This window comes from Pseudomonas sp. FYR_5 (assembly GCF_043106315.1).
GTDB lineage: Bacteria > Pseudomonadota > Gammaproteobacteria > Pseudomonadales > Pseudomonadaceae > Aquipseudomonas > Aquipseudomonas putida_Y.
This window is the reverse complement of record NZ_JBICMK010000100.1, coordinates 184,738-208,391: the sequence shown is the minus strand read 5'-3', so window position 1 is coordinate 208,391 and position 23,654 is coordinate 184,738. Positions and strand designations below refer to the sequence as shown.

Here is a 23,654-nt window from a genome sequence, read left to right as displayed (position 1 = left end):
TGGTCATGCTGTGCTGCGTGGCAGGCATGGCGGTGGCAGAGGAAAAGAACATCCTGGTCACCAGCGGCAGCGACCGGGCTACGCCCATCGCGGTAGTGCCGTTCGGTCTGCAGGGCGGCAGCGTGCTGCCGGAAGACATCGCCGACATCATCGGCAACGACCTGCGCAACTCTGGCTACTACTCGCCAATTCCGCGGCAGAACATGATCAGCCAGCCGTCGCAGGCCAGCGAAGTGATCTTCCGTGACTGGAAAGCGCTGGGAGCCCAGTACGTAATGGTCGGCAGCATCGTGCCGTCCGGCGGTCGCCTGCAGGTGCAGTACGCGCTGTTCAACGTCGCCACCGAGCAGCAAGTGCTGACCGGCAGCGTAGCGGGCAGCACCGACCAGTTGCGCGACATGGCGCACTACATTGCGGACCAGTCGTTCGAGAAGCTCACCGGCATCAAGGGCGCGTTCTCTACGCGCATGCTGTACGTGACGGCCGAGCGTTTCTCCACCAACAACACCCGCTACACCCTCCAGCGTTCGGACTATGACGGAGCGCGTGCGGTGACCCTGCTGCAATCGCGTGAGCCGATCCTGTCGCCGCGCTTTGCGCCGGATGGAAAGCGTATCGCCTACGTTTCGTTCGAGCAGAAGCGCCCACGTATCTTCGTGCAGAACATCGATACTGGCCGTCGCGAGCAGGTCACCAACTTCGAGGGCCTGAACGGCGCGCCAGCCTGGTCGCCGGACGGTTCGCGCCTGGCGTTCGTGCTGTCCAAGGACGGCAACCCGGACATCTACGTGATGAATATGGCTTCGCGCCAGATCAGCCGTGTTACTGCAGGCCCGGGTATCAATACCGAGCCGTTCTGGGGCAAAGATGGCAACACCCTTTACTTCACTTCCGACCGTGGCGGCAAACCGCAGATTTATAAACAGTCGGTCAGTGGTGGTGGTGCCGAGCGCGTAACGTTCGTGGGTAACTACAACGCCAACCCGAAACTTTCGGCGGACGAAAAGACCCTGGTAATGATTCATCGCCAACAAGGTTTTACCAACTTCAAAGTGGCGGCACAGGACTTGCAGCGCGGAAGTGTAAAGATTCTGTCTGAAACAAGTCTTGATGAGTCTCCCACTGTTGCGCCAAACGGCACCATGCTAATCTACGCCACCCGCCAGCAGGGCCGGGGAGTCTTGATGCTCGTGTCGCTTAATGGCCGCGTGAGGCTCCCACTTCCTACCGCTCAAGGCGAAGTCAGAGAACCGTCCTGGTCCCCTTACCTGAACTGATTGCGGCGTATACGTTTTGCTTAACACACTGGGGTTTCATTAGGAGTTTCACGATGGAAATGCTGAAGTTTGGTAAATTTGCTGCGCTGGCCCTGGCCATGGCCGTAGCTGTAGGTTGCTCCTCGAAGGGCGGTGACAACGCAGGCGAAGGCGCTGCTGTAGATCCTAACGCTGGCTACGGTGCCAACACTGGCGCTGTTGACGGCTCCCTGAGCGAAGAAGCCGCCCTGCGCGCAATCACCACCTTCTACTTCGAATACGACAGCTCGGACCTGAAGCCAGAAGCCATGCGCGCTCTGGACGTTCACGCCAAGGACCTGAAAGCCAACGGCAACCGTGTTGTTCTGGAAGGTAACACCGACGAGCGCGGCACCCGCGAGTACAACATGGCTCTGGGTGAGCGTCGTGCGAAAGCCGTTCAGCGCTACCTGGTTCTGCAGGGCGTTTCCCCTGCTCAGCTGGAACTGGTTTCCTACGGCGAAGAGCGTCCAGTTGCTACCGGCAACGACGAGCAGTCCTGGGCTCAAAACCGTCGCGTAGAACTGCGTAAGTAAGTTCTTATGCGTATGTGCCGCCGTGTAGTAACCGTCCTCGCACTCAGCCTGCCGCTTGCGGCCTGGGCTGAGGTCCCTGTAGTAGATGACAACGCAGGCAGCTATCCGCCTGCGGGTTATGGCACGAGCGGCGCCTATGCCGGGTCAGGGGCTTCGGCCCCTGCCTCTGCACAGGGTCAGCTGTTCATGCAGCTGCAACAGATGCAGGATCAGATTTCCCGCCAGCAAGGCATCATCGAAGAGCTGCAAAACGATGTGTCGCGCATGAAGCAGGAAAGCCTGGAGCGTTACCAGGACCTGGACCGTCGCATCAACAGTGGCGCTGCGCCTGCCGCAACCCCTGACAATTCCTCCGGTGGTGGTGCGTCCAATGCCGCCCCCGATGCCGCAGCAGGTGCTGCTGCGCAACAACCGGCCGGCAGTAGCCAGCCCAGCGATCCGGCGAAAGAAAAGCTCTACTATGATGCTGCGTTCGACCTGATCAAACAGAAAGACTTCGACAAGGCCAGTCAGGCGTTCAATGCCTTCCTGCGCAAGTACCCCAACAGCCAGTATGCCGGTAATGCCCAATACTGGTTGGGTGAGGTGAACCTGGCCAAGGGCGACCTGCAAGGCGCCAGCCAGGCCTTTGCCCAGGTCAGCCAGAAGTACCCAAAGCACAGCAAGGTGCCAGATTCGCTGTACAAACTGGCTGATGTCGAGCGCCGTATGGGCCACACCGACAAGGTAAAGGGCATCCTGCAGCAGGTCATCACCCAGTACCCCGGCACCTCTGCCGCTCAACTGGCCCAGCGTGACCTGCAAAGGCTCTAGGCGTTGCCGCTGTACCGCTAGAAAGAAACCCGCGCCAGTCGCGGGTTTTTTCGTTAGAATCACTGCCCTTTTTTCGTAAACACGCTGCTGCGGATAACGCTATGTCGAGTCCGCGACAGTGCCTGACGGAGGCGGACAGCCTGTTTAGCTGTCACGCCCGTGGCGAGCATGCAAGACACATTACGCATCACCGAAGTCTTTTACTCTTTGCAGGGTGAGACGCGAACGGCCGGGCTGCCCACGGTATTTGTGCGCCTCACCGGTTGCCCCCTGCGTTGCCAGTACTGCGACAGTGCCTATGCCTTCAGTGGTGGTACCGTACGCACCCTTGATTCGATCCTTGAGCAAGTGGCCGGCTTCAAGCCGCGCTACGTCTGTGTCACCGGTGGCGAACCACTGGCCCAGCCCAACGCCTTGCCGTTGCTGCAGCGGCTGTGTGACGCCGGTTACGAGGTGTCGCTGGAAACCAGCGGCGCGCTGGATATTGCCGGCACCGACACCCGCGTCAGCCGTGTGGTCGACCTGAAAACCCCAGGCTCCGAAGAGTCGCACCGTAACCGCTACGAGAACATCGAGCAGCTGACACGTAACGACCAGGTCAAGTTCGTCATCTGTTCCCGCGAGGATTATGACTGGGCGGTATCCAAGCTGATCCAGTACAACCTGGCTGAGCGTGCCGGTGAGGTGTTGTTCTCACCCAGCCATCATCAGGTGAACGCCAGTGACCTGGCAGACTGGATCGTTGCTGACAACTTGCCCGTACGCTTCCAGCTGCAGCTGCACAAGCTGCTGTGGAACGACGAGCCCGGACGTTGATTGAGGAGCACGTACACATGACTGAAAAACGCGCAGTAATCCTGTTGTCCGGCGGCCTGGACTCAGCCACCGTGGTTGCCATGGCCAAAGCCGAAGGCTACAGCTGCTACACCATGAGCTTTGACTACGGCCAGCGTCATCGTGCCGAGCTGAACGCCGCTGCCCGCGTGGCCCGCGACCTGGGCGTGGTCGAGCACAAGGTGATTGGGCTGAACCTCGACGGCATCGGCGGTTCGGCATTGACCGACAGCAGCATCGACGTGCCGGAAGCGCCGGGTGAAGGCATTCCGGTCACTTACGTGCCGGCGCGCAATACTGTGTTCCTTTCGCTGGCCCTGGGTTGGGCAGAAGTGCTGGAAGCGCGCGACATCTTCATTGGCGTCAATGCCGTGGATTACTCCGGCTACCCGGATTGCCGGCCCGAGTTCGTCGAGGCCTTCGAGCGCATGGCCAACCTGGCGACCAAGGCTGGCGTAGAAGGGCAGGGCTTCCGCATCCAGGCGCCGTTGCAGAACATGAGCAAGGCTCAGATCGTGCAGGCTGGTATGGCCCGTGGTGTGGACTACAGCCTGACCGTTTCCTGCTACCAGGCCGACGATGACGGCCGCGCCTGTGGCAAATGCGACAGCTGCCGCCTGCGCGCCGATGGCTTCAAGGCTGCCGGTATCGAAGACCCGACGCGGTATTTTTGAACAAAGTTTGATGGGGTATTGATTTCCCGTTAGAAATCAGTATTATACGCGCCATCCAACGGGTCGTTAGCTCAGTTGGTAGAGCAGTTGGCTTTTAACCAATTGGTCGTAGGTTCGAATCCTACACGACCCACCATACTCAGTACGTCAAAGCCCGCAATCAGAAATGGTCGCGGGCTTTTTCGTTTTTGGAATGCTGGGGCGCAAAGCGCCTCGATTTACTCGGCCCACTCAGGATCCCCGGTAAATACCACCGTCAGCCAACGGTCCGGCCCTTCGCCGCCTACCGCGTCGCCAATCTCGTTGCGCCAGGCATCCCATTCATCGATGGTCTTCGCCGCCATGGTTTTGGGCACGATGAAATACAGCTCAATCTCCCTCGAGCGCCCGACCTTGGCGACATAGGCGCGGTAAGACTGCAGGCCGTGGCGGGCGACGAAGGCCTTGGCCACTTCATCCACGTGCAGTTTGAGGTCGCCGGGGGTGACCAGGAAGATTTCAGACAGCGCCTGACGCACCACCGACATCGGCAACGGCACGATCACCAGGCACACCAGCGCCAGCACCGCCGGGTCGATGTACGGTGATACCCATTCAAGCGAAGTGCCCTGCACGGCATAGCCAAAGCAGAAGGCGATCAGTAGTGCGGCAGTGATGCTGGCCGACATCACCCAGCCCTTGACGTCCATGCGTACGAAGTCTGACTTCAGTTTGCGGTTGGCGCGGGCCTCGACGACGGCGATGGTCACGCAGGTGATCACCGTCAGCATTGCGTAGACCATGGCAATGCCGAACTCCAGGTGGCGCCCGCCTTGCAGCAGGCTGCTGACGGCGTTGATCAGCGCGTAGATGGCCACGCCGCCGAGCAGGATGCCGTTGAGCGCCAGTACCATGGGCTCCAGGTGCCAGAAACCCATGGTGAAGCGTTCGCGCAGCTTGCGCGACATCTGCACGCTGGTGGTGTGCGAAGTGATCAGCTTGACCACCACCAGCGACAGCCCGCTCATGCTGGCATCCACCAACGAGTAGACGCCGTCGAAGACGATGGAAAACGAGCCGGAGGCCAGGCCGAAGGCGATGCCGATGGTGGCAATGAACAGGGTGGCGGCGATCGAGGTGCGTAAAAGCCCTTGTTCGCTGGTGATGTCGAAGAAAGTGGATCGGGTTGCGGTTTGCATGAATAGTGCTCAGTAAAAACGATGATGCTGTGGTGTCTGTACCGGCCTCTTCGCGGGCAAGCCCGCTCCTACAGGGGCTGGCGCCGCCTACAAGAGCAGTGCAAATCCCGTGTAGGAGCGGGTTTACCCGCGAAGAGGCCCTCACAGGCTAGACGCGAAACTGCTCCATTAGCGCTTGCTGCTGGTTGGCCAGCCGGTTCAGGGCTTGGCTGATGCGTGCTGATTCATCGGCCTGCCCGGCCAGTGATTCTGTCACGTCTCGAATGCCGGCCACGTTACGGTTCACTTCCTCGGCCACCGCGCTCTGCTCTTCCGCTGCCGAGGCAATCTGCAGGTTCATGTCACTGATAACCGCCACCGCCTCGCCAATGCGCTGCAGTGCTGGCAATGCCTGCTCCATGCGTGCGGCGCTGTCCTGGGCCTGGCGTTGGCCTGCATGCATGGCCCCGACCACGTCCTGTGTACCCTGTTGAAGGCCTTCGATGACCTGGCGAATTTCCTCCACCGAGACCTGCGTGCGCTGGGCCAGGCCGCGGACCTCATCGGCAACCACGGCGAAGCCACGCCCGGCTTCGCCTGCGCGGGCCGCTTCGATGGCGGCATTCAGTGCCAGCAGGTTGGTTTGCTCGGCAATGGTGCGGATCACTTCAAGCACCGAGCCGATTTGCCCGCTGCGGTCTTCCAGTGCGCGCGCCTCGTCCATGGCAGTGTTCATGCCTGCGGCCAGGCGGTCGATGCCCTGGCGCGTGCTGTCCACCAGTTGCAAGCCTTCCTGGCTGGCCTGATCCGCAGCACGTGCGGCCTGGGCCGCCTGCGAGGCGTTGTGGGCGACATCCAGGGCTGTAGCGCTCATTTCGTTGGCCGCTGTGGCCACCTGTTCGATTTCGCGGTGCTGTTGCTGCATGCCGTTGCTGGTCTGGCTGGCAATGGCGGCCGATTGGTCGGCGGTGTCGCGTGCCTCCTGCAGCGACCCTTTGACCTGGGCAATAGTCGGTTGCAACTTGTCGAGGAAGCGGTTGAACCAGCTGGTGAGCTGGCCCAGTTCATCCTGGCGGGCGTAGTCCAGGCGGCGAGTAAGGTCGCCCTCGCCACTGGCAATGTCTTCCAGGCGTGCAGCCACGGCCAGGATTGGCCGGCTAACGCCGCGCGCGGTCAGCCATACCAGCAGCAAGCCGGCGATTGCCGTGCCAAGGCCTATCAGCAGGCTGATGCGGTTGGCGTTCTGGTTATGGGCATCAAGGCGCTGGTTGAGGGCTACGGCAGGGGCCTGCAGCACGCTTTCCGGCAACTCCAGCAATACCTGCCACGGGGCTGTGTCAGGGATGGGCATGAAGGGGTGGGCCACGCGCAGCAGCCCGTCGGCTACCGCCTTGTCCATGGGCTTGCCGAGTGCGCTGTCGTCGCGACTGTTGCCGGCCAGCAGGCCGGCGGCGGTGGCGATGCTCACCTGGCCCTGGCCGTCGAACAGATCGCGGCGGCCGTCCACACTCAGTTGCTGCAGGTTGGCCAGGCCGATGTCAATGCCGACCACGCCGATGACCTTGCCGTGTTCCAGCAATGGTAGGGCGATGCTGGTCATCAGCACCTGGCGTCCGTTGACCTCGTCGAGGTACGGCTCGAGCATGCAGGTTCTGGCGGTGTCCTGCGGGCAGGTCAGCCAGCGGTTCTTCGCCGCGCCGTTGCTGCCAATGCTGTTGTCACCGAGCATCGTTTCCGGCATGGCTTCAAGTTCCAGGGTGCCGGGGCTGGGTTGTGACCAGTACAGCGAGAAACGCCCGCTCTCATTGCTGCCCACGGCGTCCTGGCCGAGGTACTGGCTGTCCTGCTGGTCCAGGGCATTGGGCTGGAACACCAGGTACAGACCGATCACATCCGGATTGCCGGCCAGGCTGGCACGCGCCTGGCGGGTCAGTTCGGCGCGCAGGTCGCTACCACCACGGGCCTTCAGCACTTGCACCAGGCGGGCAAACCCATTGCCGTACTGGTAGGCGTCCATGAAGTAGCGCTGGATACGCAAGGCCTGGGTTTCGGCTTGGGCCTGCAGGCGCTGGCGGGCGCTGTTTTCAAGCATGGCAGTGTTGGCCTGGTTGACCAGGGCAGCGCTGCGATGCGCCTGGGTCAGCGAGGTGGCTACCAGCAAGGCGACAATGGCCAGCAGGCACAGCCCGGCGAGCAGGGTGATCTTCCATTGGATGGAGAGGCGACGCAGCGGCATGAGGGCTTTCCTTATCGGTCAAATACAACGCCCGCGGTCAGGCGCGGGCGTTGTGGGCAGCAGGGTTCATTCGGCGACATAGTTGGGTGGTGCCGAGCGGAAGGCTTTGGTCAGCCAGCCCAGGTAGACCAGCCCGAGCGCAGCCCAGATGCCGCCAAACATCAGCGAATGTGCGTTCAGGTCCAGCCATAGCGAGACGATGATGCAGAAGCCGATGGTAGGCAGTACCAGGTACTTCAACTGGTTGGACAGGCCTTTGCGATTGCCTTCACGCAGGTAGCAGTGGTTGATCACCGACAGGTTGACGAAGCTGAACGCGACCAGGGCGCCGAAGTTGATGATCGAGGTGGCAGTCACCAGGTCGAAGAAGATCGCCGACAGCGAAATGACGCCGACCACGGCAATGTTCAGCACGGGTGTCTTGTAGCGCGAATGCAGGCGGGCGAAGACCCTGGCCGGGATCACGTTGTCACGGCCCATTACATACAGCAGGCGCGACACGCTGGTTTGCGAGGCCAGGCCCGAGGCGATGGTGTTGATTACGGTGCAGGCGATGAAGATTGACTGGAATAGCTTGCCGCCAACGTACAGGGCAATTTCGGGCAGGGCCGCTTCCTGGTCGTGGAAACGGGCCATGGTCGGGAAGTAGGCCTGGATGAAATACGACACAGTGATGAACACCACGCCACCGATCAATGCGGTGAGGAAGATCGCCCGGGGGATGGTCTTGGCCGGATCGCGAGTTTCCTCGGACAGGCAGGTGACCGCGTCAAAGCCCAGGAACGAGAAGCACAGGATGGTCGCACCGGCGGCCAGGGCGCTGAACTGGGTCTGGCTGTCGGCGAACGGTATCAGGCTCCAGGTGGTACCCAGCCCTTCACCATGGTCCAGGCCGCGCACGCACAGGTAGATGAACACGGCGATGATCGCCACCTGCACACCCACGAACAGCAGGTTGAAGTGCGCCACCAGGTTCACGCTGCGCATATTGATCAGGCTGATCAGGGTGACGAAGCCGGCCACCCACATCCACTCCGGCACTTCCGGGAACATGGCTGAAAGGTAAAGCTTGGCCAGCAGTGCGTTGACCATTGGCAGCAGCAGGTAGTCCAGTAGCGAAGACCAGCCGACCAGGAAGCCCACATGCGGGTTGATTGCGCGTTGGGTATAGGTGTAAGCCGAACCCGACTGCGGAAAGCGCTTTACCAGGGTGCCATAGCTTACGGCGGTGAACAGGATGCCGGCCAGCGCCAGAATGTAGGCGCTGGGTACGTGGCCGGCGGTAATCCCGCTGACGATGCCGAAGGTGTCGAACACGGTCATCGGGGTCAGGTAGGCCAGGCCGATGATGATCACGTGCCAGAGGCGCAGGGTTTTGCGGAGTTGGCCGTTGCCGGAAGCGCTCTGGTCAGGCTGCATGCTGGCATGGCTCCTGCTGCTGGGCGTAAACGACGGGCACGGTGTATTGCGCATGCGGCAAGGGCGAGCGGATGGGCTCCATATTGTTCACCTTTTATGTTGGAGCGGCGGGAGGCGCGAGGCGCGCAGAGTGGTGAAAATAAAAAACGATGGGTAGGTGGGTGTCAAGTTAAACATGACAAGATGTTGCTAAATTGAAATATTTATCGATTAAATACGGGTTTTGTTCGGTTTTTGCGCGTTTATTTGCGATTATGATCAACTGGCGTGTTCGTAAAAATTAACGAATCCTTTGCTTGCTTGCCTCGGTGTCAGACGTGTCCGAAAAATGGCATTTCTCGACCTGGGCCAGCGCTCGGTCCAATCGGGGGTGGTACTCTTCGTTTTCTGCGTGGCCTCTGGCCGCCTTCGAAGCCCTTACGGACAGCAATCGGTTCTATTCATGAAGAAATCAGTTGGCATCCTTTCCGGCCTGGCTATCGCCATTGCCGTCGCAACTACCGCAGGCGCCTGGTACACCGGCAAGCAGCTGCCTGCAGAGCTGGACAACGCCCTTGCACGCAGCAACGCCGAACTCAGAAAGGCCCTGGTCAGTACCGGTGGTAGCATGAGCATCGAGCGTGTGTCGCTGGAGCAGCATCTCTTCAGCAGTACTGCCCAGTACCGGCTCAAGGCTCGCGACATCAACGTGGGTGAGGGCGAAGTGATTAATTTTGACGTGGGCGTGACCGACCAGATCGAGCACGGCCCGTTTCCCTGGTCCAGGGTCAGGGCGCTGAAGCTGATGCCGGTAATGGCGGTCAGCAACAGCACGCTGCAGAAGGATGAGGCCGTCGCGCCATGGTTCGCCGCTGCGGGTGAAAAGGCCCCGATCAGTGCGCAGACCAGCCTGGGTTACAGCGGCAGTGTGGTCAGCCAGGTTCAGCTGGCGCCGCTCAAGTTGGATGAAGCGGATGGCAACAGCCTGGACTTCTCGGGCATGCAGTTCGAAGTCAGCGGGGACAAGGAGGGCAAGGCCTCGACGTTCCACGGCCAGGCCGACAGTCTCGTGATTAAAAGGGTGCAAGACGACCAGCCGCCGGCCACGTTCGAGCTCAAAGGGCTGAAGTTTGGCGGTAACCTCGCAGCCACCGCGCACGATGCCATCTATGTGGGTAACGTCGATCTGGCGTTGGCTGAAACCAAGGTCACACTTGGGCCCAGACAGCAGGTGCTGCTGATCAAGGGGCTGGAGCAGAAGGCCTTGCAAACCCTCGAGGGCGCGGACACCGTGGGTGGCCGCGCGGAGTACAAAGTCGGCGACATCAGCTGGGATGGCCGCGCGGTAGGCAAGGCGCAGATGGCGGTGAGCGTGACGTCTGTCAACGCCCCGGCGCTGCAGGCATTGTCGAAGTGGTACCAGTCGCACTTGCCGGAGTTCGAGGCCGCCAGTGCTGCTGGCCAGCCGGTGCCGCAGATCCAGATGGACGATGCCGAAAAGGCCCGCTTCCAGGGTGACTTGCAGAAATTGCTGGCCGCCAAGCCCAAGCTGGCGGTGGAAAACCTGTCGTTCAAGACCGCCAATGGCGAGAGCCGCTTCAACCTGTCGATGGACCTTGCCGCGCCGACCAGCTTCGACCTGCCGCCGGACCAGCTGAGCAAGCAGATCATCACTGAGGTGAAAGGCAAGCTGTCGCTGTCCAAGCCGATGATCGGTGACCTGGCGACCTTGCAAGCCTTGCTGGATGGCCAGACCGATGCCCAAGCCATTGCCATGCAGTCGAGCCAGGCGGGGGAGATGGTCGGCATGATGGCGCTGCAGAGCGGCATGGCCACCTTGCAGGGCGATGATGTGGTCAGCAGCCTGCACTATGCCGAGGGCATGGTCGATTTCAATGGCCGAAAAATGACCGTGGAAGAATTTGCCATGTTCATGGCGGCGCATCTGGCGGCCCTGTCGCCGCAGGGGTGATGGTTTCTCCTGTTGCGGCCTCTTCGCGGGTGAACCCGCTCCTACAAGGATTTCACAGTGTAGGTGCGGGTTTACCCGCGAAGAGGCCAGTACAGGCAACACAAAAACCACTTTAGTAATCGCTGGATTGTCTGTAGCCTTCGGCCTCCGATAATAATCCGCGCCCGCAGAGGGCCGTGGCGGTCAGTGTGCCGTCCGGCACCCTTAGCCGATCTGCCAGGGCCGGGTGATACACTCGATTTGACGCGCAAGCGCGCCTGCAGGTCCAGCGATCATGACCCAGATTTCCGAACGCCTTTTGGTTCAGGCCCACCTCGACGCCAAGCAGCCCAACCCGCTGACAGCCGAGCAGGAGGCCGAATACCGTGCGGCCATCGCTGCCGAGCTCAAAGCCCAGAATGCGGTGCTGGTTGCCCACTATTACTGCGACCCGGTCATCCAGGCACTGGCTGAAGAAACCGGCGGCTGTGTATCCGACTCTTTGGAAATGGCCCGTTTCGGCAAGAACCACCCGGCCGAAACGGTCATCGTGGCCGGTGTGCGCTTCATGGGCGAGACGGCAAAAATCCTCACCCCGGAAAAGCGCGTGCTAATGCCGACCCTGGAGGCCACCTGCTCGCTCGACCTGGGCTGCCCGGTAGAAGAGTTCTCGGCCTTCTGCGACCAGCACCCTGAGCGCACCGTGGTGGTCTACGCCAACACGTCCGCAGCGGTGAAGGCACGCGCCGACTGGGTAGTGACCTCGAGCTGCGCGCTGGAAATTGTCGAAAGCCTGATGGACAACGGCGAAACCATCATCTGGGGCCCGGACCAGCACCTGGGCCGTTACATCCAGAAGCAAACCGGTGCCGACATGCTGCTGTGGGACGGTGCCTGCATCGTTCACGAGGAGTTCAAGTCGCGCCAATTGGCCGACATGAAGGCGCTGTACCCGGATGCTGCGATCCTGGTGCACCCCGAGTCGCCGGAAGCGGTGATCGAGTTGGCCGACGCGGTGGGCTCCACCAGCCAGCTGATCAAGGCTGCCCAGACCCTGCCGAACAAAACCTTCATCGTCGCCACCGACCGCGGCATCTTCTACAAGATGCAGCAGCTGTGCCCGGACAAGGAATTCGTCGAAGCCCCCACCGCCGGCAACGGCGCGGCATGCCGCAGTTGCGCGCACTGCCCGTGGATGGCGATGAACACCCTGGAGCGGGTGCTGGATTGCCTGCGTAACGGCACCAACGAGATTTTCGTTGACCCGGCGCTGGTGCCCAAGGCGATCAAGCCGCTTAATCGCATGCTGGACTTTACCCAGGCGGCGCGGCTGAAGCTGTCTGGTAATGCCTGACGCCAGACCGCGTCATACTCTTCGCGGGCTCGCCCGCTCCCACAGATATTGCACCGTTTACCAAGGCGGTGGAGTACCTGTGGGAGCGGGCTTGCCCGCGAATCGCCTTCAGCGCCCCATCATTTCCTGAACCATGCGCCGCTGCTCCATGATCTCGCGCTGGCGCTGGTCAATCTGTGAGGCCAGCGGGAAGTTACCGCCTGCCCGACGCTTGGCGTAATCCAGCTGCTGGATTGCCTGGTCAAAGTCGCCGACCAGCGTGAAGTACTCGGCCCGCGCCCGGTGCAAGCCAATGGTATTGCCCGACAAGCCACGCACCTCGGCCATGTCGTACCACACATCCGGGTCATCCGGGCGGCTCTTGACCAGCTCGTTCAACACCTTCTCGGCCTCGGCCGGCTTGTTCTGTTTCACCAGCAGGTCGGCACGCACCTGTTTCAGCGGGTAGTTTCCCGGGTACAGCCCCTGCATCCGCTCAGCGCGCTGCTGGGCGTCGGCCAGGCGGTTGTTGGTAATGTCCAGGTCGATCTGTGCCAGGTTGTAGGTGATGTCGTTGGGCGCCTTGGCCAGCAGCGGCTTGAGCATTTCACGCGCCTCGTTCAATCGCCCACCCTTGATCTGCGCCAAGGCCAGGCCATAACGTGCAGCGTCCAGCTTTGGGTCTTCGTCCAGTTGGGCACGGAAGCGTTTGGCGGCAAGCCCCGGTGTGCCCTCGTAGATCAGTGCCACCCGGGCGCGGATCAGTTGGTAGCGCATGCTGTCTTCAATGCCACCCTTGGGCGCCTGGTCGGCGCGGTTACGGGTGTCGGCAATACGTGATTCGGTCACCGGGTGGGTCAGCAGGAATTCCGGCGGTTTGGCGTCATACCGGTACTGGCGTGCCAGGCGCTCGAACATGGTCGGCATGTTGCGTGGATCGTAGCCGGCCTTTTCCAGGTTCTGGATACCGATGCGGTCGGCTTCCTGTTCGTTCTGGCGCGAGAAGCGCCGTTGCTCCTGAATGGCCGCTGCCTGGGTGCCGGCAATCATGCCGATGCCCGCATCGCCGGCGCCACCTGCGGCCAGCACGATGCCGGCCAGCAGCGCCGCCATCATCGGCAGCTGCATGCGCTGCTGAGCCTCGACACCCCGCGCGAAGTGGCGTTGCGACAAGTGCGCCAGTTCGTGGGCCAGCACCGAGGCATATTCGCCCTCGGTCTGGGCGTTGAGGAACAGCCCACCGTTGACCCCGACAATGCCACCCGGGGCGGCGAAGGCGTTGAGCTCGCGGCTGTCGATCAGGATGAACTCCAGGCGCCGGTCCTGCAGTTGGCTGGTTTCGGCCAGCTTGTAAACGCTGGTTTCGACATAGTCCTTGAGCTGTGGGTCATTGAGCTGATTGACCTGGCCGCGCAGCAGGCTGAGCCAGGCGCGGCCCAGTTGGTGCTCCTGTTGCGGCGAGACGATCGCAGAACTGGCATCACCCAGTGATGGCAGGTCGTCAGCATGGCCGGGAAGGGCCATCAGGCAGGCCAGCGTCAGCAGGGTAGGGCGCAGTAGATTCATGCATGAAGCTCGCGTCGGATCAAAGATACCTACTGTAGCGGGCTCACACGTTGACGACCAGTGGCGCTATCCTAGCCAGCCATGCCAGGAAGCAGCCTGGCGACGCCTTTGGAGACCCTGCGATGAGTAACACCCTGACCTGCGACGCCGAACTGGACGCCAGCGGGCTGAATTGCCCTTTGCCACTGCTCAAGGCCAAGATGGAGCTCAATCGCCTGGCCAGTGGTGCGGTGCTCAAGGTCATCGCCACTGACGCAGGCTCCCAGCGCGACTTCCGCACTTTCGCCCAGCTGGCCGGTCATACCCTGCTGCATGAAACGGCCGAGGCCGGTACCTACACTTACTGGCTGCGCAAGGCCTGAGTCTTTTCCAAGGATCGTCAATGTTCAAAGTCTTTCGCGACTGGGTGCAGCGCTACTTCTCCGATGAGGAAGCGGTGGTGCTGGCGGTCCTGTTGTTCCTGGCATTTACCGCAGTGCTCACCCTGGGCGGCATGCTCGCGCCGGTGCTGGCGGGCATGGTGCTGGCTTTTCTGATGCAGGGGCTGGTCAACGCCCTGGAGCGCGTGCGGGTACCGACACGGCTGGCAGTGATGCTGGTGTTCGCCCTGTTCATGGGCGCGCTGGCGGTGTTCATGCTGGTGCTGGTGCCGTTGCTGTGGCACCAGCTGATTACGCTGTTCAACGAGCTGCCGGGGATGCTCGGCAAGTGGCAGTCGTTGTTGTTGCTGCTGCCGGAGCGGTATCCGCACCTGGTGTCGGACGAGCAGGTGCTGCACGCCATCGAGTCGGTGCGAGGTGAAATTGGCAAGTTTGGTCAATGGGCGCTGACCTTCTCGCTGTCCAGCCTGCCACTGCTGGTCAATGCCATGATCTATCTGGTGCTGGTGCCGATTCTGGTGTTCTTCTTCCTGAAGGATCGCGAACTCATTGGCCGCTGGGTCAGCGGCTACCTGCCGCGCCAGCGCACCTTGCTGAGCCGGGTGGGCAGCGAGATGAACCGGCAGATCGCCAACTACATCCGCGGCAAGGGCATCGAGATCTTGATCTGCGGCATTGCCACTTACATTGCCTTCATCAGCCTGGGGCTCAATTACGCAGCGCTACTGGCCTTGCTGGTGGGGCTGTCGGTGGTGGTGCCCTACGTGGGCGCGGTGGTCGTGACTGTGCCGGTCACCTTGATTGCGCTGTTCCAGTGGGGCTGGGGCGACCAGTTCATCTACCTGATGACGGTGTACGCGATCATCCAGGCGCTGGATGGCAATGTGCTGGTGCCGCTGCTGTTCTCCGAAGCGGTGAGCCTGCACCCGGTGGCGATTATTTGCGCGGTGCTGCTGTTTGGCGGGCTATGGGGGTTCTGGGGGATTTTCTTCGCCATCCCGCTGGCGACGCTGATCAAGGCCGTGCTGGATGCGTGGCCCAAGCAGGAGCCTAGCGTTTCACCGATGCTTTGAATGTAATTGGGGCCGCTCTGCGGCCCTTCGCGGGCATGCCCGCTCCCACTGGGCCCTGCACAATTCCTGTGGGAGCGTGCGTGCCCGCGAAGGGCTGCAAGGCAGCCCCATTCAATTTCAAGCCTTGTTCAAGGTCTGAGCAGCAGCCAGAACTGCATCCACATGCCCGGGCACCTTCACCCCGCGCCATTCCTGGCGCAGCACACCGTCCTTGTCGATCAGGAAGGTGCTGCGGTCAACGCCCATGTACTCCTTGCCATACAGCTTCTTCAGCTTGATCACATCGAACAGCTGGCACAGGGCCTCGTCCTTGTCGCTGATCAGTTCGAACGGGAAGCCTTGCTTGGCCTTGAAGTTCTCGTGGGACTTGATGCCATCGCGCGATACACCGAATACCACGGTGTTGGCTGCGGTGAAGGCATCGTGCTGGTCGCGGAAGCCCTGGCCCTCGGTGGTGCAGCCTGGTGTGCTGTCCTTGGGGTAGAAGTACACCACCACCTGCTGGCCCTTGAGTTCGGCAAGGCTGACGGTTTGCCCGCTGGTGGCCTGGGCCTGGAAGTCGGCAACAGGTTGGTCGAGTGCTACAGCCATGATCGGTTTCCTTACATTGGGTTCTGTGGACGCCATGGCTCGATCAGTGCGTCGAGGTTCAGGGCATCGGCAAAGTCCAGGAACTGGTCGCGTAGCCAGCTGATCTGCGTGCCGGCCGGCAGAATCACGGTGAACTGGGCGTTGAGCATGCTGCTACCGGTTTGCGGCGCCAGGTAGGTGTCGCAGGTCATGGCTTCCAGCTCGACGCGGTGGTCGAGGAAGAACTGGCACAGCTCGTTGATGATGTCGGGGCGGTAGGCAGCGCTGACGTAGGCCACATACGGAAGGGCCTGCGGGCGCACTTCCTGGTCGGCGCTGCGGACCACGTCGAGGGTCAGGCCGTGCTTCTTGCCCAGGCCTGGCAGGGTGGATTCGAGACGTGCCAGGGCGTCCCAGCTGCCGCCAACCTGCAGCACCAGAGCGCTGGTCTCGCCGTGGCGGCTCAGGCGCGAGGTGACCACCGCGCAGCGGTTTTCGAAGGCAGCGCGGCTGAGGACGTTGGCCAGCTCCATGGGGTTCGGGCCCAGGGCACTGATGACAAGGAATTGTTCGCGGACGGTGGGGGTGGACATGCAGCATTCCTAAAGCGATGAGCGGTCGGCACAGGACGGGCAAAAGCCTCCTGTCGGCAGGGCCCGGGGCTCGCATGCGAGGTCTTGGACGCTGGCGGGGAGCAAGGTCGACGGCCCGGCGGGCCGCGCTGCACCGATCAAAGGGCCAAGGGTAGCGAAATAAGCCGCCGAGGGGAATGCTCCACCCGCCTGCTTCGCTTGTGCAAGGTCGATGCCCCCAGTACCATTACCGCTCTCTTTTTCCGGCAGGAGCAGTTACATGATTGCGGGCAGTATGGTGGCATTGGTCACACCCATGGATGCACAAGGGCGTCTTGATTGGGCTAGCCTCGACAAACTTGTAGACTTCCACCTGGAAAACGGCACCCATGCGATCGTCGCTGTCGGCACCACCGGTGAGTCCGCCACGCTGGATGTCGAAGAACACATCCTGGTCATCAAGCATGTGGTCGAGCGCGTCAAGCACAGCAAGAAGCCGATTCCGGTCATCGCCGGCACCGGTGCCAACTCCACCGCCGAAGCCGTGCACCTGACCCAGAACGCCAAGAACGCTGGCGCCGACGCCTGCCTGCTGGTAGTGCCGTACTACAACAAGCCGACGCAAGAAGGCCTGTACCAGCACTTCAAGCACATTGCCGAAGCCGTCGACATCCCGCAGATCCTCTACAACGTTCCCGGCCGCACGTCCTGCGACATGCAGGCCGAGACCGTGATCCGCCTGTCGACCGTGCCGAACATCATCGGCATCAAGGAAGCCACGGGCGACCTGGCCCGCGCCAAGGCCATCCTCGATGGCGTCAGCAAGGACTTCATCGTCATGTCCGGCGACGATCCGACTGCCGTCGAGCTGATCCTGATGGGGGGCAAGGGCAACATCTCCGTCACTGCCAACGTCGCTCCGCGCGAAATGGCCGACCTGTGCGAGGCCGCCCTTGAGGGCAATGCCGAGAAGGCCCGCGCAATCAACGAAAAACTCATGCCGCTGCACAAAGACCTGTTCTGCGAGTCCAACCCGATCCCGGTGAAATGGGCGCTCGTCGAAATGGGCCTGATGCAAAAAGGTATTCGCCTGCCCCTGACCTGGCTGAGCGAAGGCTGCCACGAAAAAGTCCGTACTGCCTTGCGCCAGTCCGGCGTACTGGTTTAAGAGGAAGTACACCGCATGAAGCGACTGGCTGGTCTTTCCGCCCTTGCCCTGATTATCTCCAGCACCAGCGGGTGTGGCTGGCTGTGGGGCGAGGATGGCTATTTCCGCGACCGCGGCAGTGACTACCTGCAGGCCCACCCGACCGCGCCGATGCAACTGCCGCCGGACGCCAGCAACGTCAAGCGCCTTGACCCGCTGCTGCCGATTCCGCGTAACGTCGCTGACGATAACGTCGCGGGTGAGTTCGAAGTGCCGCGCCCGCAACCGCTGACCGGCGGTGCCGCCCAGCTCACCGACTACAGCCTGCAGCGCAGTGGCAGCAGCCGTTGGGTACTGGCCCAGCATTCGCCAGCCGAAGTGTGGCCGGTAGCCCGGCAGTTCTTCGAGGACAACGGCTTCCGCATTGCTGAAGAGCGTCCGCAGACAGGTGAGTTCAATACCACCTGGCAGCGTTTCGATGAGCTGTCGGCATCGCTTGGCCAGCGTCTGGCCAGCACTGCCAGCAGCGGTGACAGCGAGGTGCGTGTGCGTGTGCGCATGGAGCCTGGCGTGCAGCGCAACACCTCCGAAGTGTATGTGGTCAGCGTCGAGCGCCCGGCGGGCAGCACTGCCGATCCTGCGTTCCCGTCCACCTCCAGCAATACCGGCACCGATGCCCTGCTGGTCGATGAAATGCTTGCCAGCATGAACCGCAGCGCCGAGAAGGGTGGTTCGGTGTCGCTGCTGGCCGCGCGCGATTTCGACGCACCCAGCCGCGTCAGCCTGAGCGAAGACGGCAGCGGCAACCCGGTACTGTATCTGGGCTCCGACCTGGACCGCGCCTGGTCTGGCGTAGGCCGTGCCCTGGAGCAGGGTGGCGAATGGCGTGTTGAAGACATCAACCGCAGCCTGGGCCTGTACTACATCAATCTGTCCGAGAAGCCTGACGACAAGCAGAACCAGCCTGGCTTCTTCAGCCGCCTGTTCGGCAGCGAGCCGACCAAGGAAGAGCGTGAAGCCCGTGCCGAGCGTTACCAGGTTCGCCTGAGCAAGGTGGGTGAGACCGTGCAGGTCACGGTCGAGAAGAACATCAACACCGTGGCTCCGGCCGATGTCGCCCGCCGCGTGCTGAGCGCCATTCAGGACCACCTGGGCTAAGTGCGCTTCGCGGTACTCGGAAGCGGCAGCCAAGGGAACGGCACGCTGATCGCCAGTGGTGACACGTTCATCCTGGTCGATTGCGGTTTTTCCCTGCGCGAAACCGAGCGGCGCCTGGCGCTGCTCGGTGTGTCGGCGGCCCAGCTCAGTGCGGTATTGGTCACCCACGAACATGCCGACCACGTGCATGGGGTCGGCTTGCTGTCACGGCGCTACAATGTACCGGTCTACCTCAGCCAAGGGACCTTGCGCGGCATGCGCAAGCCGGTCGAGGTGGCCGGTTTTCTCGCTTGTGGCCAAAGCCTGCGCATCGGCAGCCTGGAAGTGACCGCAGCGCGGGTCGAGCACGATGCTTACGAGCCATTGCAGTACGTGGTGAGCGATGGTCAGCGGCGTTTTGGCATGCTTACTGACCTGGGCTCGTACGACGCGCTGCTGTTGGAGCGTTACCAGGGCCTGGATGCACTGCTGATCGAGGCCAACCACTGCCGCGACCTGCTGGCGCGCGGTCACTATCCGGCCTTCTTGAAGCGGCGGGTGGGTGGCATGCAAGGGCATTTGAACAACCACCAGGCCGCGCGCCTGGTGCAAGAGTTGGGCTGGAACAACCTGCAACACCTGGTGCTGGCCCACCTCAGCAGCAAGAACAACCTGCCACACTTGGCCCGCCAGTGCTTCGTCGACACCCTTGGGTGCGACCCGGACTGGCTCCAGGTGGCGAATCAGGAACACGGGCTCGACTGGCGCGAAATCGCCTAGCCCAACACCTCAAGCAAGCGGAGCCCAATCATGGAAAAACGCGAAGAACTTTACCGCGGCAAGGCCAAATCGGTTTACAAGACCGACGACGCCGACCGCTTGATCCTGCTGTTCCGTAACGACACGTCGGCGTTCGACGGCAAGCGTATCGAACAACTCGACCGCAAAGGCATGGTGAACAACAAGTTCAACGCCTTCATCATGCAGAAACTGGAAGAAGCCGGCGTGCCGACCCAGTTCGACAAGCTGCTGGGCGACAACGAGTGCCTGGTGAAGAAGCTGGACATGATTCCGGTCGAGTGCGTGGTGCGCAACTACGCTGCCGGCAGCCTGGTCAAGCGCCTGGGCGTGGAGGAGGGCATCAAGCTGGAGCCGTCCACCTTCGAGCTGTTCCTGAAGAACGACGAGAAGGGCGACCCCTTCATCAACGAATCTCACGTTGTCGCGTTCGGCTGGGGCACCGCCGAGCAACTGGTGGAAATGAAGAAGCTGTCGTTGAAGGTCAACGAAGTGCTGAGCAAGCTGTTCGATGACGCCGGCCTGCTGCTGGTCGACTTCAAGCTGGAGTTCGGCGTATTCCACGGCCAGATCGTGCTGGGCGACGAGTTCAGCCCGGACGGCTGCCGCCTGTGGGACAAAGAAACCCGCAAGAAGATGGACAAGGACCGCTTCCGCCAGGGCCTGGGCGACGTGATCGAAGCCTACGAAGAAGTTGCCAAGCGCCTGGGCGTGCCGCTGTAAGCGGCGCGTTCACGCAAGCGCCTGATACCACGCGGTTTTTTTGAAAAAAAGATTTGCGTTTTAAAAGAACGCTGGTATGATGCGCGGCATTGGAGAGATGCCGGAGTGGTCGAACGGGACGGATTCGAAATCCGTTGTACTGGCAACAGTACCTAGGGTTCAAATCCCTATCTCTCCGCCATACAAGATCAAGCCCCTGGAAGCGAAAGCTTCCGGGGGCTTTTTCGTTATGGAAGGCAAAGATTTACAGCCAGCATGCTAATTGCCCGAGCGGTTAAATCAAGAGCCCGGAAGCTTCTCGAGCGGCCTGACCGTGAGCTCTACACCTAAGGCAACCATCAGTTTTTGAATAGTAGCGAAACGGGTCTTTTCTCCGCCCTTCAGCGTTTTATAAAGAGACTCTCGATTGACCCCTGCGTCTTGCGCAAACTGATTCACGCCCTTGGCTTTTGCCACTTCACCCAATGCATGCATCAGGGTTTGAGCGTCATTAGCCTTCATTGCCTCTGCCAGAAATGCCGCGATGGTTTCCGGGCTGTCGAGAAACCGGGAGGCCTCGAAGCGTTTTGTTTTGCTCAAATCCAGATCAAGGATTGGCATGTCTTGCGGCGAAATTTTTTTGCTCATCATTTTTTACCTCTTAAAGCATCAAAAATTTCCTTTGCTCGTTTGATGGCTCTGCGTTGATCTGTTTTATCGCTACGGTAGAGCATCAGGTAGCGGATTGCGCCCGTTCGAACGAAGTAGATTCGATATCCGGGGCCTACAAATACGCGCATCTCACTGATACCCTCGCCAACGGATTCGATATCACCGAAGCAATCGTTTTCTGCTCGGGCAATCCTCAAGGAAACAGCACCTCTGCCAATTGGATCTTTTAGGCCATCTAGCCAATCGTCAAATTCAGACGTTGTGTCTATCTGATTCGGCATGCATTGAATGTAGCCTACTGGCTACTCCTTGTCGATGAGTGAGCGGCCGAGTGGGCCTGCGGCTCTATAAACGGAGTGGGTTGCTCATTACGCAACGGGTGTATACGCCTGCAGCGATGTTCGCCTCCATCGTCGGCGCTTGGTTTGGCCGCGACGTGATGAGGCTAGGGCGCGAGCGGAGCGCTGGCAACGGATAGCGCGGGTTTGCTGAGCGTTTGGGAAATGGACTACATGGCGGTAGAGAATGTCGCACTCCAGCTGTCAGCGTGGGGGCTCGCTTAGGTGCGCTTGCGACATGATGCAATCGGTAAAGCCCCGGGATATTTTGCGTTTCCAGGGCTTCCTCGTACTTACTTTTTCATCATCCCCAACTCAGCATCATCCAACAGCGCCTTGGCCATTGCGCTCAGGTAATGCGAGGCCCAGATCAGTTTCTGGTCGCCGTCCATCAGGCCGGTGATGATCAGGTCGCGCACGTAACCCATCAGTTCGGAAGCCTGTTCGCGGGCGTCCTGGCAGGGGATGCCGGGTTCGATGCGGAACAGCGGGTGGGTGTTGTTTTCGCCTTGGTAGAAGCAGGTCTTGCCGACTGTGGTGGGTTCTGGTGTGTTGTCGGTGGGCATTGTTTTGTTTCCCTGGATTCTGGGTTGCCTGGGCTGGCCTCTTCGCGGGCTCGCCCGCTCCCACAGGTACTGTGCAGTGCGTGACGGCTGTGATGACCCTGTGGGAGCGGGCGTGCCCGCGAAGAGGCCTGACCTGCTAATGCAAGGTGTAAGGCTCTGTGGGTAAATGCGGCCGCATCTGCAACTGCATCAACGCCGACTCGACCAGCCCCTGTACCGCTTCCATTTCATGGATCACGGCCTGCATCACGATCGAGCTGTGGGCGGTAGGTTTGAGTTGCACGGATTGGCGGGCCACGGACAGGGCGCAGAGCACATACTCTGAAGACTGGACCAGGGTGTCTTGCAGGATCTGGGTGGAATGGGGGGAGTAGGGTGGATCGGGGACTGTCTTGCGCATGTAAGCTCCTTGGGTAGTGGAGCCGCCTGGCAACGCTGTCAAACGAATGGAGGCAGCTATACATGGGTTGACAGACCGGTACCCAAGGACCCGGCGCACACGAATGTGCCCCATGCACAGCTGCCATTAAGCGCTGCAACGGAGACTTGAGTAGTCGGCCTGTCAAAGCCGGTCGCTGATTTCACAACGACGAGCCGAGACTAGAGCGCGACCGAATCCGTCGCAACCGTTTGAGCGGGTTGGCAGTATGTTTGGGAAACGCCCTACAAGGAAGGGGATAATTCTGAGTACAAGTTGTAGGACGGATTTCTACTAATCAATCAGACAGGCTTCCTGCAACATTTTGTCTTGAACTGCCAATGGCACCTTGGGCTACAATGCGGCCCTCTGATACGCCACTCACGCCCAGGTAACACGCCGTAATGATTACGCGCGCTGGGCGATGAACTCTTCCTGACATGGATTCGTTGGATGCTTTGCGCCGTACTGGTCTCCCTCTGCGCCCCTCGCTGGACGGCTGAATTGTCGTCTGCGGCCAGTGCTGCACACTTTCTGAAAACCCCGCACAAACTCGAATGCTGCCGCCAACCATTGGCTGCGGTACGCGGCTGTGCGCCCCACCGAAAATGGAGTGCTCCACTTGCGTAAGAAATTCGTCGCGTCCCTTCTGGCGGTCGCCATCGCCTCTACCACGGCCTGTGCACAGCTCGGGATCAGCAAAGAGCAAGCGGGCACCGTGATCGGTGGCCTGGCCGGTGTGGCCATCGGCTCGACCATGGGCAGTGGTAACGGCAAGATCGCCGCAGCCCTGATCGCAGGTGGCATCGGTGCCTACATGGGCAACCGTATCGGCCACATGCTGGACGAGAAGGACCAGCAGGCTCTGGCGCTGCGCACCCAGGAGGTGCTGAGCCAGCAGCAGACCACCGCCAGCGCCCAGCCGGTGACCTGGAAGTCCGACCATTCGGGCGCCACCGCGCAGATCGTGCCGGGCAAGGAATACACCAAGACCAAGCAGGTCGAGGTCAAGCGCGCGCCGAAGATCCAGGCGGTGCCGTCGATGAAGCTGATCAACGAGCCGTATGTGACCACCAGCGACAACCTCAATGTGCGCGCCGCGCCCAATCAGACTGGCGAGAAGGTCGGCAGCCTGAAGAACCACACCGAATTCACTGCCGTGGGCTCCACCGGTGACTGGATCCTGGTCGGGCGCAAGGGCGTGACTGTGGGCTACGTGCACAAGAACTACGTCGAGCCCAAGGCGCAAGCGGTCGCCAAGCGCGTAACGCCAGCCGTCAACCTGGACGAGCTGGACGTTGCTGCCAGCAAGGAAACCCAAGGCTTCGACCTGGACTCGGTGCAGTCGCTGCCGACCCAGACAGTTGCCGCCGAAGCGGCCTGCCGCCCGGTCACCGTCAGCCTGAAATCGCAAAGCGGCAAGACTGAGCAAGAGCAGAACACCTTCTGCAAACAAGCCAATGGCACCTGGGAACTGATCTGAGGAAC

The 23,654-nt window shown here is 61.1% G+C and carries 24 protein-coding genes, 2 tRNA genes and 1 pseudogene; 16 read left to right on the top strand and 11 right to left on the bottom strand.

Translation table 11 applies throughout. The annotated features are described in order from the left end of the window. Positions 1 to 5 precede the first annotated feature (5 nt). The 6 genes from tolB (at position 6) to ACF8RA_RS21800 (ending at position 4,288) form a co-directional block, all read left to right on the top strand. Complete coding sequence (gene tolB / locus ACF8RA_RS21825; RefSeq protein ID WP_021783335.1) at positions 6 to 1,277, top strand: Tol-Pal system beta propeller repeat protein TolB; 1,272 nt, start codon at positions 6 to 8, stop codon at positions 1,275 to 1,277. 53 nt (positions 1,278 to 1,330) lie between these two features. Next, entirely contained in the window at positions 1,331 to 1,831 is a 501-nt protein-coding gene (gene pal, locus ACF8RA_RS21820; RefSeq protein ID WP_003254755.1) for a peptidoglycan-associated lipoprotein Pal, read from the top strand. A gap of 6 nt (positions 1,832 to 1,837) precedes the next feature. Next, positions 1,838 to 2,644 (top strand): tol-pal system protein YbgF, encoded by an 807-nt coding sequence (gene ybgF / locus ACF8RA_RS21815; protein ID WP_176685098.1) that lies wholly within the window; start codon positions 1,838 to 1,840, stop codon positions 2,642 to 2,644. A gap of 168 nt (positions 2,645 to 2,812) precedes the next feature. Continuing rightward, entirely contained in the window at positions 2,813 to 3,460 is a 648-nt protein-coding gene (gene queE, locus ACF8RA_RS21810) for a 7-carboxy-7-deazaguanine synthase QueE (RefSeq protein ID WP_003254753.1), read from the top strand. Beyond that, the gene (queC, locus tag ACF8RA_RS21805; RefSeq protein ID WP_076403786.1) at positions 3,460 to 4,152 is read left to right on the top strand and encodes a 7-cyano-7-deazaguanine synthase QueC; all 693 of its coding nucleotides are present in this window, start codon (positions 3,460 to 3,462) and stop codon (positions 4,150 to 4,152) included. Before queE ends, queC begins: the two co-directional genes overlap by 1 nt. A 60-nt stretch (positions 4,153 to 4,212) precedes the next feature. Further along, positions 4,213 to 4,288, top strand: a tRNA-Lys gene (locus ACF8RA_RS21800). A gap of 82 nt (positions 4,289 to 4,370) precedes the next feature. On the opposite strand, the gene ACF8RA_RS21795 is transcribed toward ACF8RA_RS21800, so the two are convergent. From ACF8RA_RS21795 to ACF8RA_RS21780, 4 genes and pseudogenes are all read right to left on the bottom strand, one after another. Beyond that, the gene (locus ACF8RA_RS21795) at positions 4,371 to 5,330 is read right to left on the bottom strand and encodes a cation diffusion facilitator family transporter (RefSeq protein ID WP_392488175.1); all 960 of its coding nucleotides are present in this window, start codon (positions 5,328 to 5,330) and stop codon (positions 4,371 to 4,373) included. Between the two features lie 148 nt (positions 5,331 to 5,478). After that, positions 5,479 to 6,234, bottom strand: a complete 756-nt coding sequence (locus tag ACF8RA_RS21790) for a methyl-accepting chemotaxis protein (protein WP_370688784.1) — start codon at positions 6,232 to 6,234, stop codon at positions 5,479 to 5,481. Positions 6,235 to 6,336: 102 nt separating this feature from the next. Then, a pseudogene (locus tag ACF8RA_RS21785) lies at positions 6,337 to 7,326 on the bottom strand (HAMP domain-containing protein); the annotation flags it as partial. Positions 7,327 to 7,611: 285 nt separating this feature from the next. Further along, positions 7,612 to 8,964 (bottom strand): APC family permease, encoded by a 1,353-nt coding sequence (locus tag ACF8RA_RS21780; protein WP_209967584.1) that lies wholly within the window; start codon positions 8,962 to 8,964, stop codon positions 7,612 to 7,614. 442 nt (positions 8,965 to 9,406) lie between these two features. On the opposite strand from ACF8RA_RS21780, the gene ACF8RA_RS21775 reads away from it, so the two are divergent. Together ACF8RA_RS21775 and nadA are read left to right on the top strand one after the other, a co-directional pair. Further along, positions 9,407 to 10,915 (top strand): YdgA family protein, encoded by a 1,509-nt coding sequence (locus ACF8RA_RS21775; RefSeq protein ID WP_392488174.1) that lies wholly within the window; start codon positions 9,407 to 9,409, stop codon positions 10,913 to 10,915. A gap of 274 nt (positions 10,916 to 11,189) precedes the next feature. After that, positions 11,190 to 12,248, top strand: a complete 1,059-nt coding sequence (gene nadA, locus ACF8RA_RS21770; RefSeq protein ID WP_003254747.1) for a quinolinate synthase NadA — start codon at positions 11,190 to 11,192, stop codon at positions 12,246 to 12,248. 108 nt (positions 12,249 to 12,356) lie between these two features. Here nadA and ACF8RA_RS21765 read toward each other — a convergent pair whose 3' ends face one another. Next, on the bottom strand, positions 12,357 to 13,793 hold the full coding sequence (locus ACF8RA_RS21765) for a M48 family metalloprotease (protein WP_209967580.1): 1,437 nt from the start codon (positions 13,791 to 13,793) through the stop codon (positions 12,357 to 12,359). A gap of 122 nt (positions 13,794 to 13,915) precedes the next feature. Here ACF8RA_RS21765 and ACF8RA_RS21760 point away from each other — a divergent pair, with 122 nt between their 5' ends. After that, positions 13,916 to 14,155 (top strand): sulfurtransferase TusA family protein, encoded by a 240-nt coding sequence (locus ACF8RA_RS21760; protein WP_021783344.1) that lies wholly within the window; start codon positions 13,916 to 13,918, stop codon positions 14,153 to 14,155. 20 nt (positions 14,156 to 14,175) lie between these two features. Next, a complete protein-coding gene (locus ACF8RA_RS21755; protein WP_021783345.1) occupies positions 14,176 to 15,246 on the top strand; it encodes an AI-2E family transporter in 1,071 nt (356 codons plus the stop codon). Between the two features lie 117 nt (positions 15,247 to 15,363). Here the strand turns inward: ACF8RA_RS21755 and ACF8RA_RS21750 are convergent, their stop codons facing one another. Both ACF8RA_RS21750 and ACF8RA_RS21745 read right to left on the bottom strand, forming a co-directional pair. Beyond that, on the bottom strand, positions 15,364 to 15,837 hold the full coding sequence (locus tag ACF8RA_RS21750) for a peroxiredoxin (protein ID WP_176685092.1): 474 nt from the start codon (positions 15,835 to 15,837) through the stop codon (positions 15,364 to 15,366). An 11-nt stretch (positions 15,838 to 15,848) separates the two neighbouring features. Next, positions 15,849 to 16,409, bottom strand: coding sequence for a glycine cleavage system protein R (locus ACF8RA_RS21745; protein WP_003254741.1), 561 nt, complete (start codon positions 16,407 to 16,409; stop codon positions 15,849 to 15,851). A 259-nt stretch (positions 16,410 to 16,668) separates the two neighbouring features. Here ACF8RA_RS21745 and dapA point away from each other — a divergent pair, with 259 nt between their 5' ends. From dapA to ACF8RA_RS21720, 5 genes are all read left to right on the top strand, one after another. Then, the gene (dapA, locus tag ACF8RA_RS21740; protein ID WP_176685091.1) at positions 16,669 to 17,556 is read left to right on the top strand and encodes a 4-hydroxy-tetrahydrodipicolinate synthase; all 888 of its coding nucleotides are present in this window, start codon (positions 16,669 to 16,671) and stop codon (positions 17,554 to 17,556) included. A gap of 15 nt (positions 17,557 to 17,571) precedes the next feature. Next, positions 17,572 to 18,693, top strand: coding sequence for an outer membrane protein assembly factor BamC (gene bamC / locus ACF8RA_RS21735; RefSeq protein ID WP_209967578.1), 1,122 nt, complete (start codon positions 17,572 to 17,574; stop codon positions 18,691 to 18,693). Beyond that, the gene (locus tag ACF8RA_RS21730; RefSeq protein WP_176685089.1) at positions 18,694 to 19,452 is read left to right on the top strand and encodes an MBL fold metallo-hydrolase; all 759 of its coding nucleotides are present in this window, start codon (positions 18,694 to 18,696) and stop codon (positions 19,450 to 19,452) included. Positions 19,453 to 19,482: 30 nt separating this feature from the next. Next, complete coding sequence (gene purC, locus ACF8RA_RS21725) at positions 19,483 to 20,193, top strand: phosphoribosylaminoimidazolesuccinocarboxamide synthase (protein WP_003254733.1); 711 nt, start codon at positions 19,483 to 19,485, stop codon at positions 20,191 to 20,193. A 91-nt stretch (positions 20,194 to 20,284) separates the two neighbouring features. Continuing rightward, a tRNA-Ser gene (locus ACF8RA_RS21720) sits at positions 20,285 to 20,374 on the top strand. 98 nt (positions 20,375 to 20,472) lie between these two features. On the opposite strand, the gene ACF8RA_RS21715 is transcribed toward ACF8RA_RS21720, so the two are convergent. The 4 genes from ACF8RA_RS21715 to ACF8RA_RS21700 all read right to left on the bottom strand — a co-directional run bounded on the left by ACF8RA_RS21715 (position 20,473) and on the right by ACF8RA_RS21700 (position 22,148). Further along, positions 20,473 to 20,823, bottom strand: a complete 351-nt coding sequence (locus ACF8RA_RS21715; RefSeq protein WP_176685088.1) for an addiction module antidote protein — start codon at positions 20,821 to 20,823, stop codon at positions 20,473 to 20,475. After that, positions 20,820 to 21,125: a type II toxin-antitoxin system RelE/ParE family toxin gene (locus ACF8RA_RS21710; RefSeq protein WP_392519570.1), complete on the bottom strand. Its 306-nt coding sequence runs from the start codon at positions 21,123 to 21,125 to the stop codon at positions 20,820 to 20,822. The genes ACF8RA_RS21715 and ACF8RA_RS21710 overlap by 4 nt, the downstream gene beginning before the upstream one ends. 350 nt (positions 21,126 to 21,475) lie before the next feature. Continuing rightward, entirely contained in the window at positions 21,476 to 21,748 is a 273-nt protein-coding gene (locus tag ACF8RA_RS21705) for a DUF3077 domain-containing protein (RefSeq protein ID WP_021783348.1), read from the bottom strand. A gap of 136 nt (positions 21,749 to 21,884) precedes the next feature. Beyond that, complete coding sequence (locus ACF8RA_RS21700; protein ID WP_108190684.1) at positions 21,885 to 22,148, bottom strand: hypothetical protein; 264 nt, start codon at positions 22,146 to 22,148, stop codon at positions 21,885 to 21,887. 640 nt (positions 22,149 to 22,788) lie between these two features. Between ACF8RA_RS21700 and ACF8RA_RS21695 the strand changes: the two genes are divergently transcribed. Next, positions 22,789 to 23,649 (top strand): SH3 domain-containing protein, encoded by an 861-nt coding sequence (locus tag ACF8RA_RS21695; protein WP_176685087.1) that lies wholly within the window; start codon positions 22,789 to 22,791, stop codon positions 23,647 to 23,649. Positions 23,650 to 23,654: the final 5 nt, after the last annotated feature.

Bases quoted from the DNA above. Each gene is read 5' to 3' on its own strand.
- tolB (WP_021783335.1), top strand. From the start codon at position 6: ATGCTGTGCTGCGTGGCAGGCATGGCGGTGGCAGAGGAAAAGAACATC.
- pal (WP_003254755.1), top strand. From the start codon at position 1,331: ATGGAAATGCTGAAGTTTGGTAAATTTGCTGCGCTGGCCCTGGCCATG.
- ybgF (WP_176685098.1), top strand. From the start codon at position 1,838: ATGCGTATGTGCCGCCGTGTAGTAACCGTCCTCGCACTCAGCCTGCCG.
- queE (WP_003254753.1), top strand. From the start codon at position 2,813: ATGCAAGACACATTACGCATCACCGAAGTCTTTTACTCTTTGCAGGGT.
- ACF8RA_RS21795 (WP_392488175.1), bottom strand. From the start codon at position 5,330: ATGCAAACCGCAACCCGATCCACTTTCTTCGACATCACCAGCGAACAA.
- ACF8RA_RS21790 (WP_370688784.1), bottom strand. From the start codon at position 6,234: ATGCAGCAACAGCACCGCGAAATCGAACAGGTGGCCACAGCGGCCAAC.
- ACF8RA_RS21780 (WP_209967584.1), bottom strand. From the start codon at position 8,964: ATGCAGCCTGACCAGAGCGCTTCCGGCAACGGCCAACTCCGCAAAACC.
- ACF8RA_RS21775 (WP_392488174.1), top strand. From the start codon at position 9,407: ATGAAGAAATCAGTTGGCATCCTTTCCGGCCTGGCTATCGCCATTGCC.
- nadA (WP_003254747.1), top strand. From the start codon at position 11,190: ATGACCCAGATTTCCGAACGCCTTTTGGTTCAGGCCCACCTCGACGCC.
- ACF8RA_RS21765 (WP_209967580.1), bottom strand. From the start codon at position 13,793: ATGAATCTACTGCGCCCTACCCTGCTGACGCTGGCCTGCCTGATGGCC.
- ACF8RA_RS21760 (WP_021783344.1), top strand. From the start codon at position 13,916: ATGAGTAACACCCTGACCTGCGACGCCGAACTGGACGCCAGCGGGCTG.
- ACF8RA_RS21755 (WP_021783345.1), top strand. From the start codon at position 14,176: ATGTTCAAAGTCTTTCGCGACTGGGTGCAGCGCTACTTCTCCGATGAG.
- ACF8RA_RS21750 (WP_176685092.1), bottom strand. From the start codon at position 15,837: ATGGCTGTAGCACTCGACCAACCTGTTGCCGACTTCCAGGCCCAGGCC.
- ACF8RA_RS21745 (WP_003254741.1), bottom strand. From the start codon at position 16,409: ATGTCCACCCCCACCGTCCGCGAACAATTCCTTGTCATCAGTGCCCTG.
- dapA (WP_176685091.1), top strand. From the start codon at position 16,669: ATGATTGCGGGCAGTATGGTGGCATTGGTCACACCCATGGATGCACAA.
- bamC (WP_209967578.1), top strand. From the start codon at position 17,572: ATGAAGCGACTGGCTGGTCTTTCCGCCCTTGCCCTGATTATCTCCAGC.
- purC (WP_003254733.1), top strand. From the start codon at position 19,483: ATGGAAAAACGCGAAGAACTTTACCGCGGCAAGGCCAAATCGGTTTAC.
- ACF8RA_RS21715 (WP_176685088.1), bottom strand. From the start codon at position 20,823: ATGATGAGCAAAAAAATTTCGCCGCAAGACATGCCAATCCTTGATCTG.
- ACF8RA_RS21710 (WP_392519570.1), bottom strand. From the start codon at position 21,125: ATGCCGAATCAGATAGACACAACGTCTGAATTTGACGATTGGCTAGAT.
- ACF8RA_RS21705 (WP_021783348.1), bottom strand. From the start codon at position 21,748: ATGCCCACCGACAACACACCAGAACCCACCACAGTCGGCAAGACCTGC.
- ACF8RA_RS21700 (WP_108190684.1), bottom strand. From the start codon at position 22,148: ATGCGCAAGACAGTCCCCGATCCACCCTACTCCCCCCATTCCACCCAG.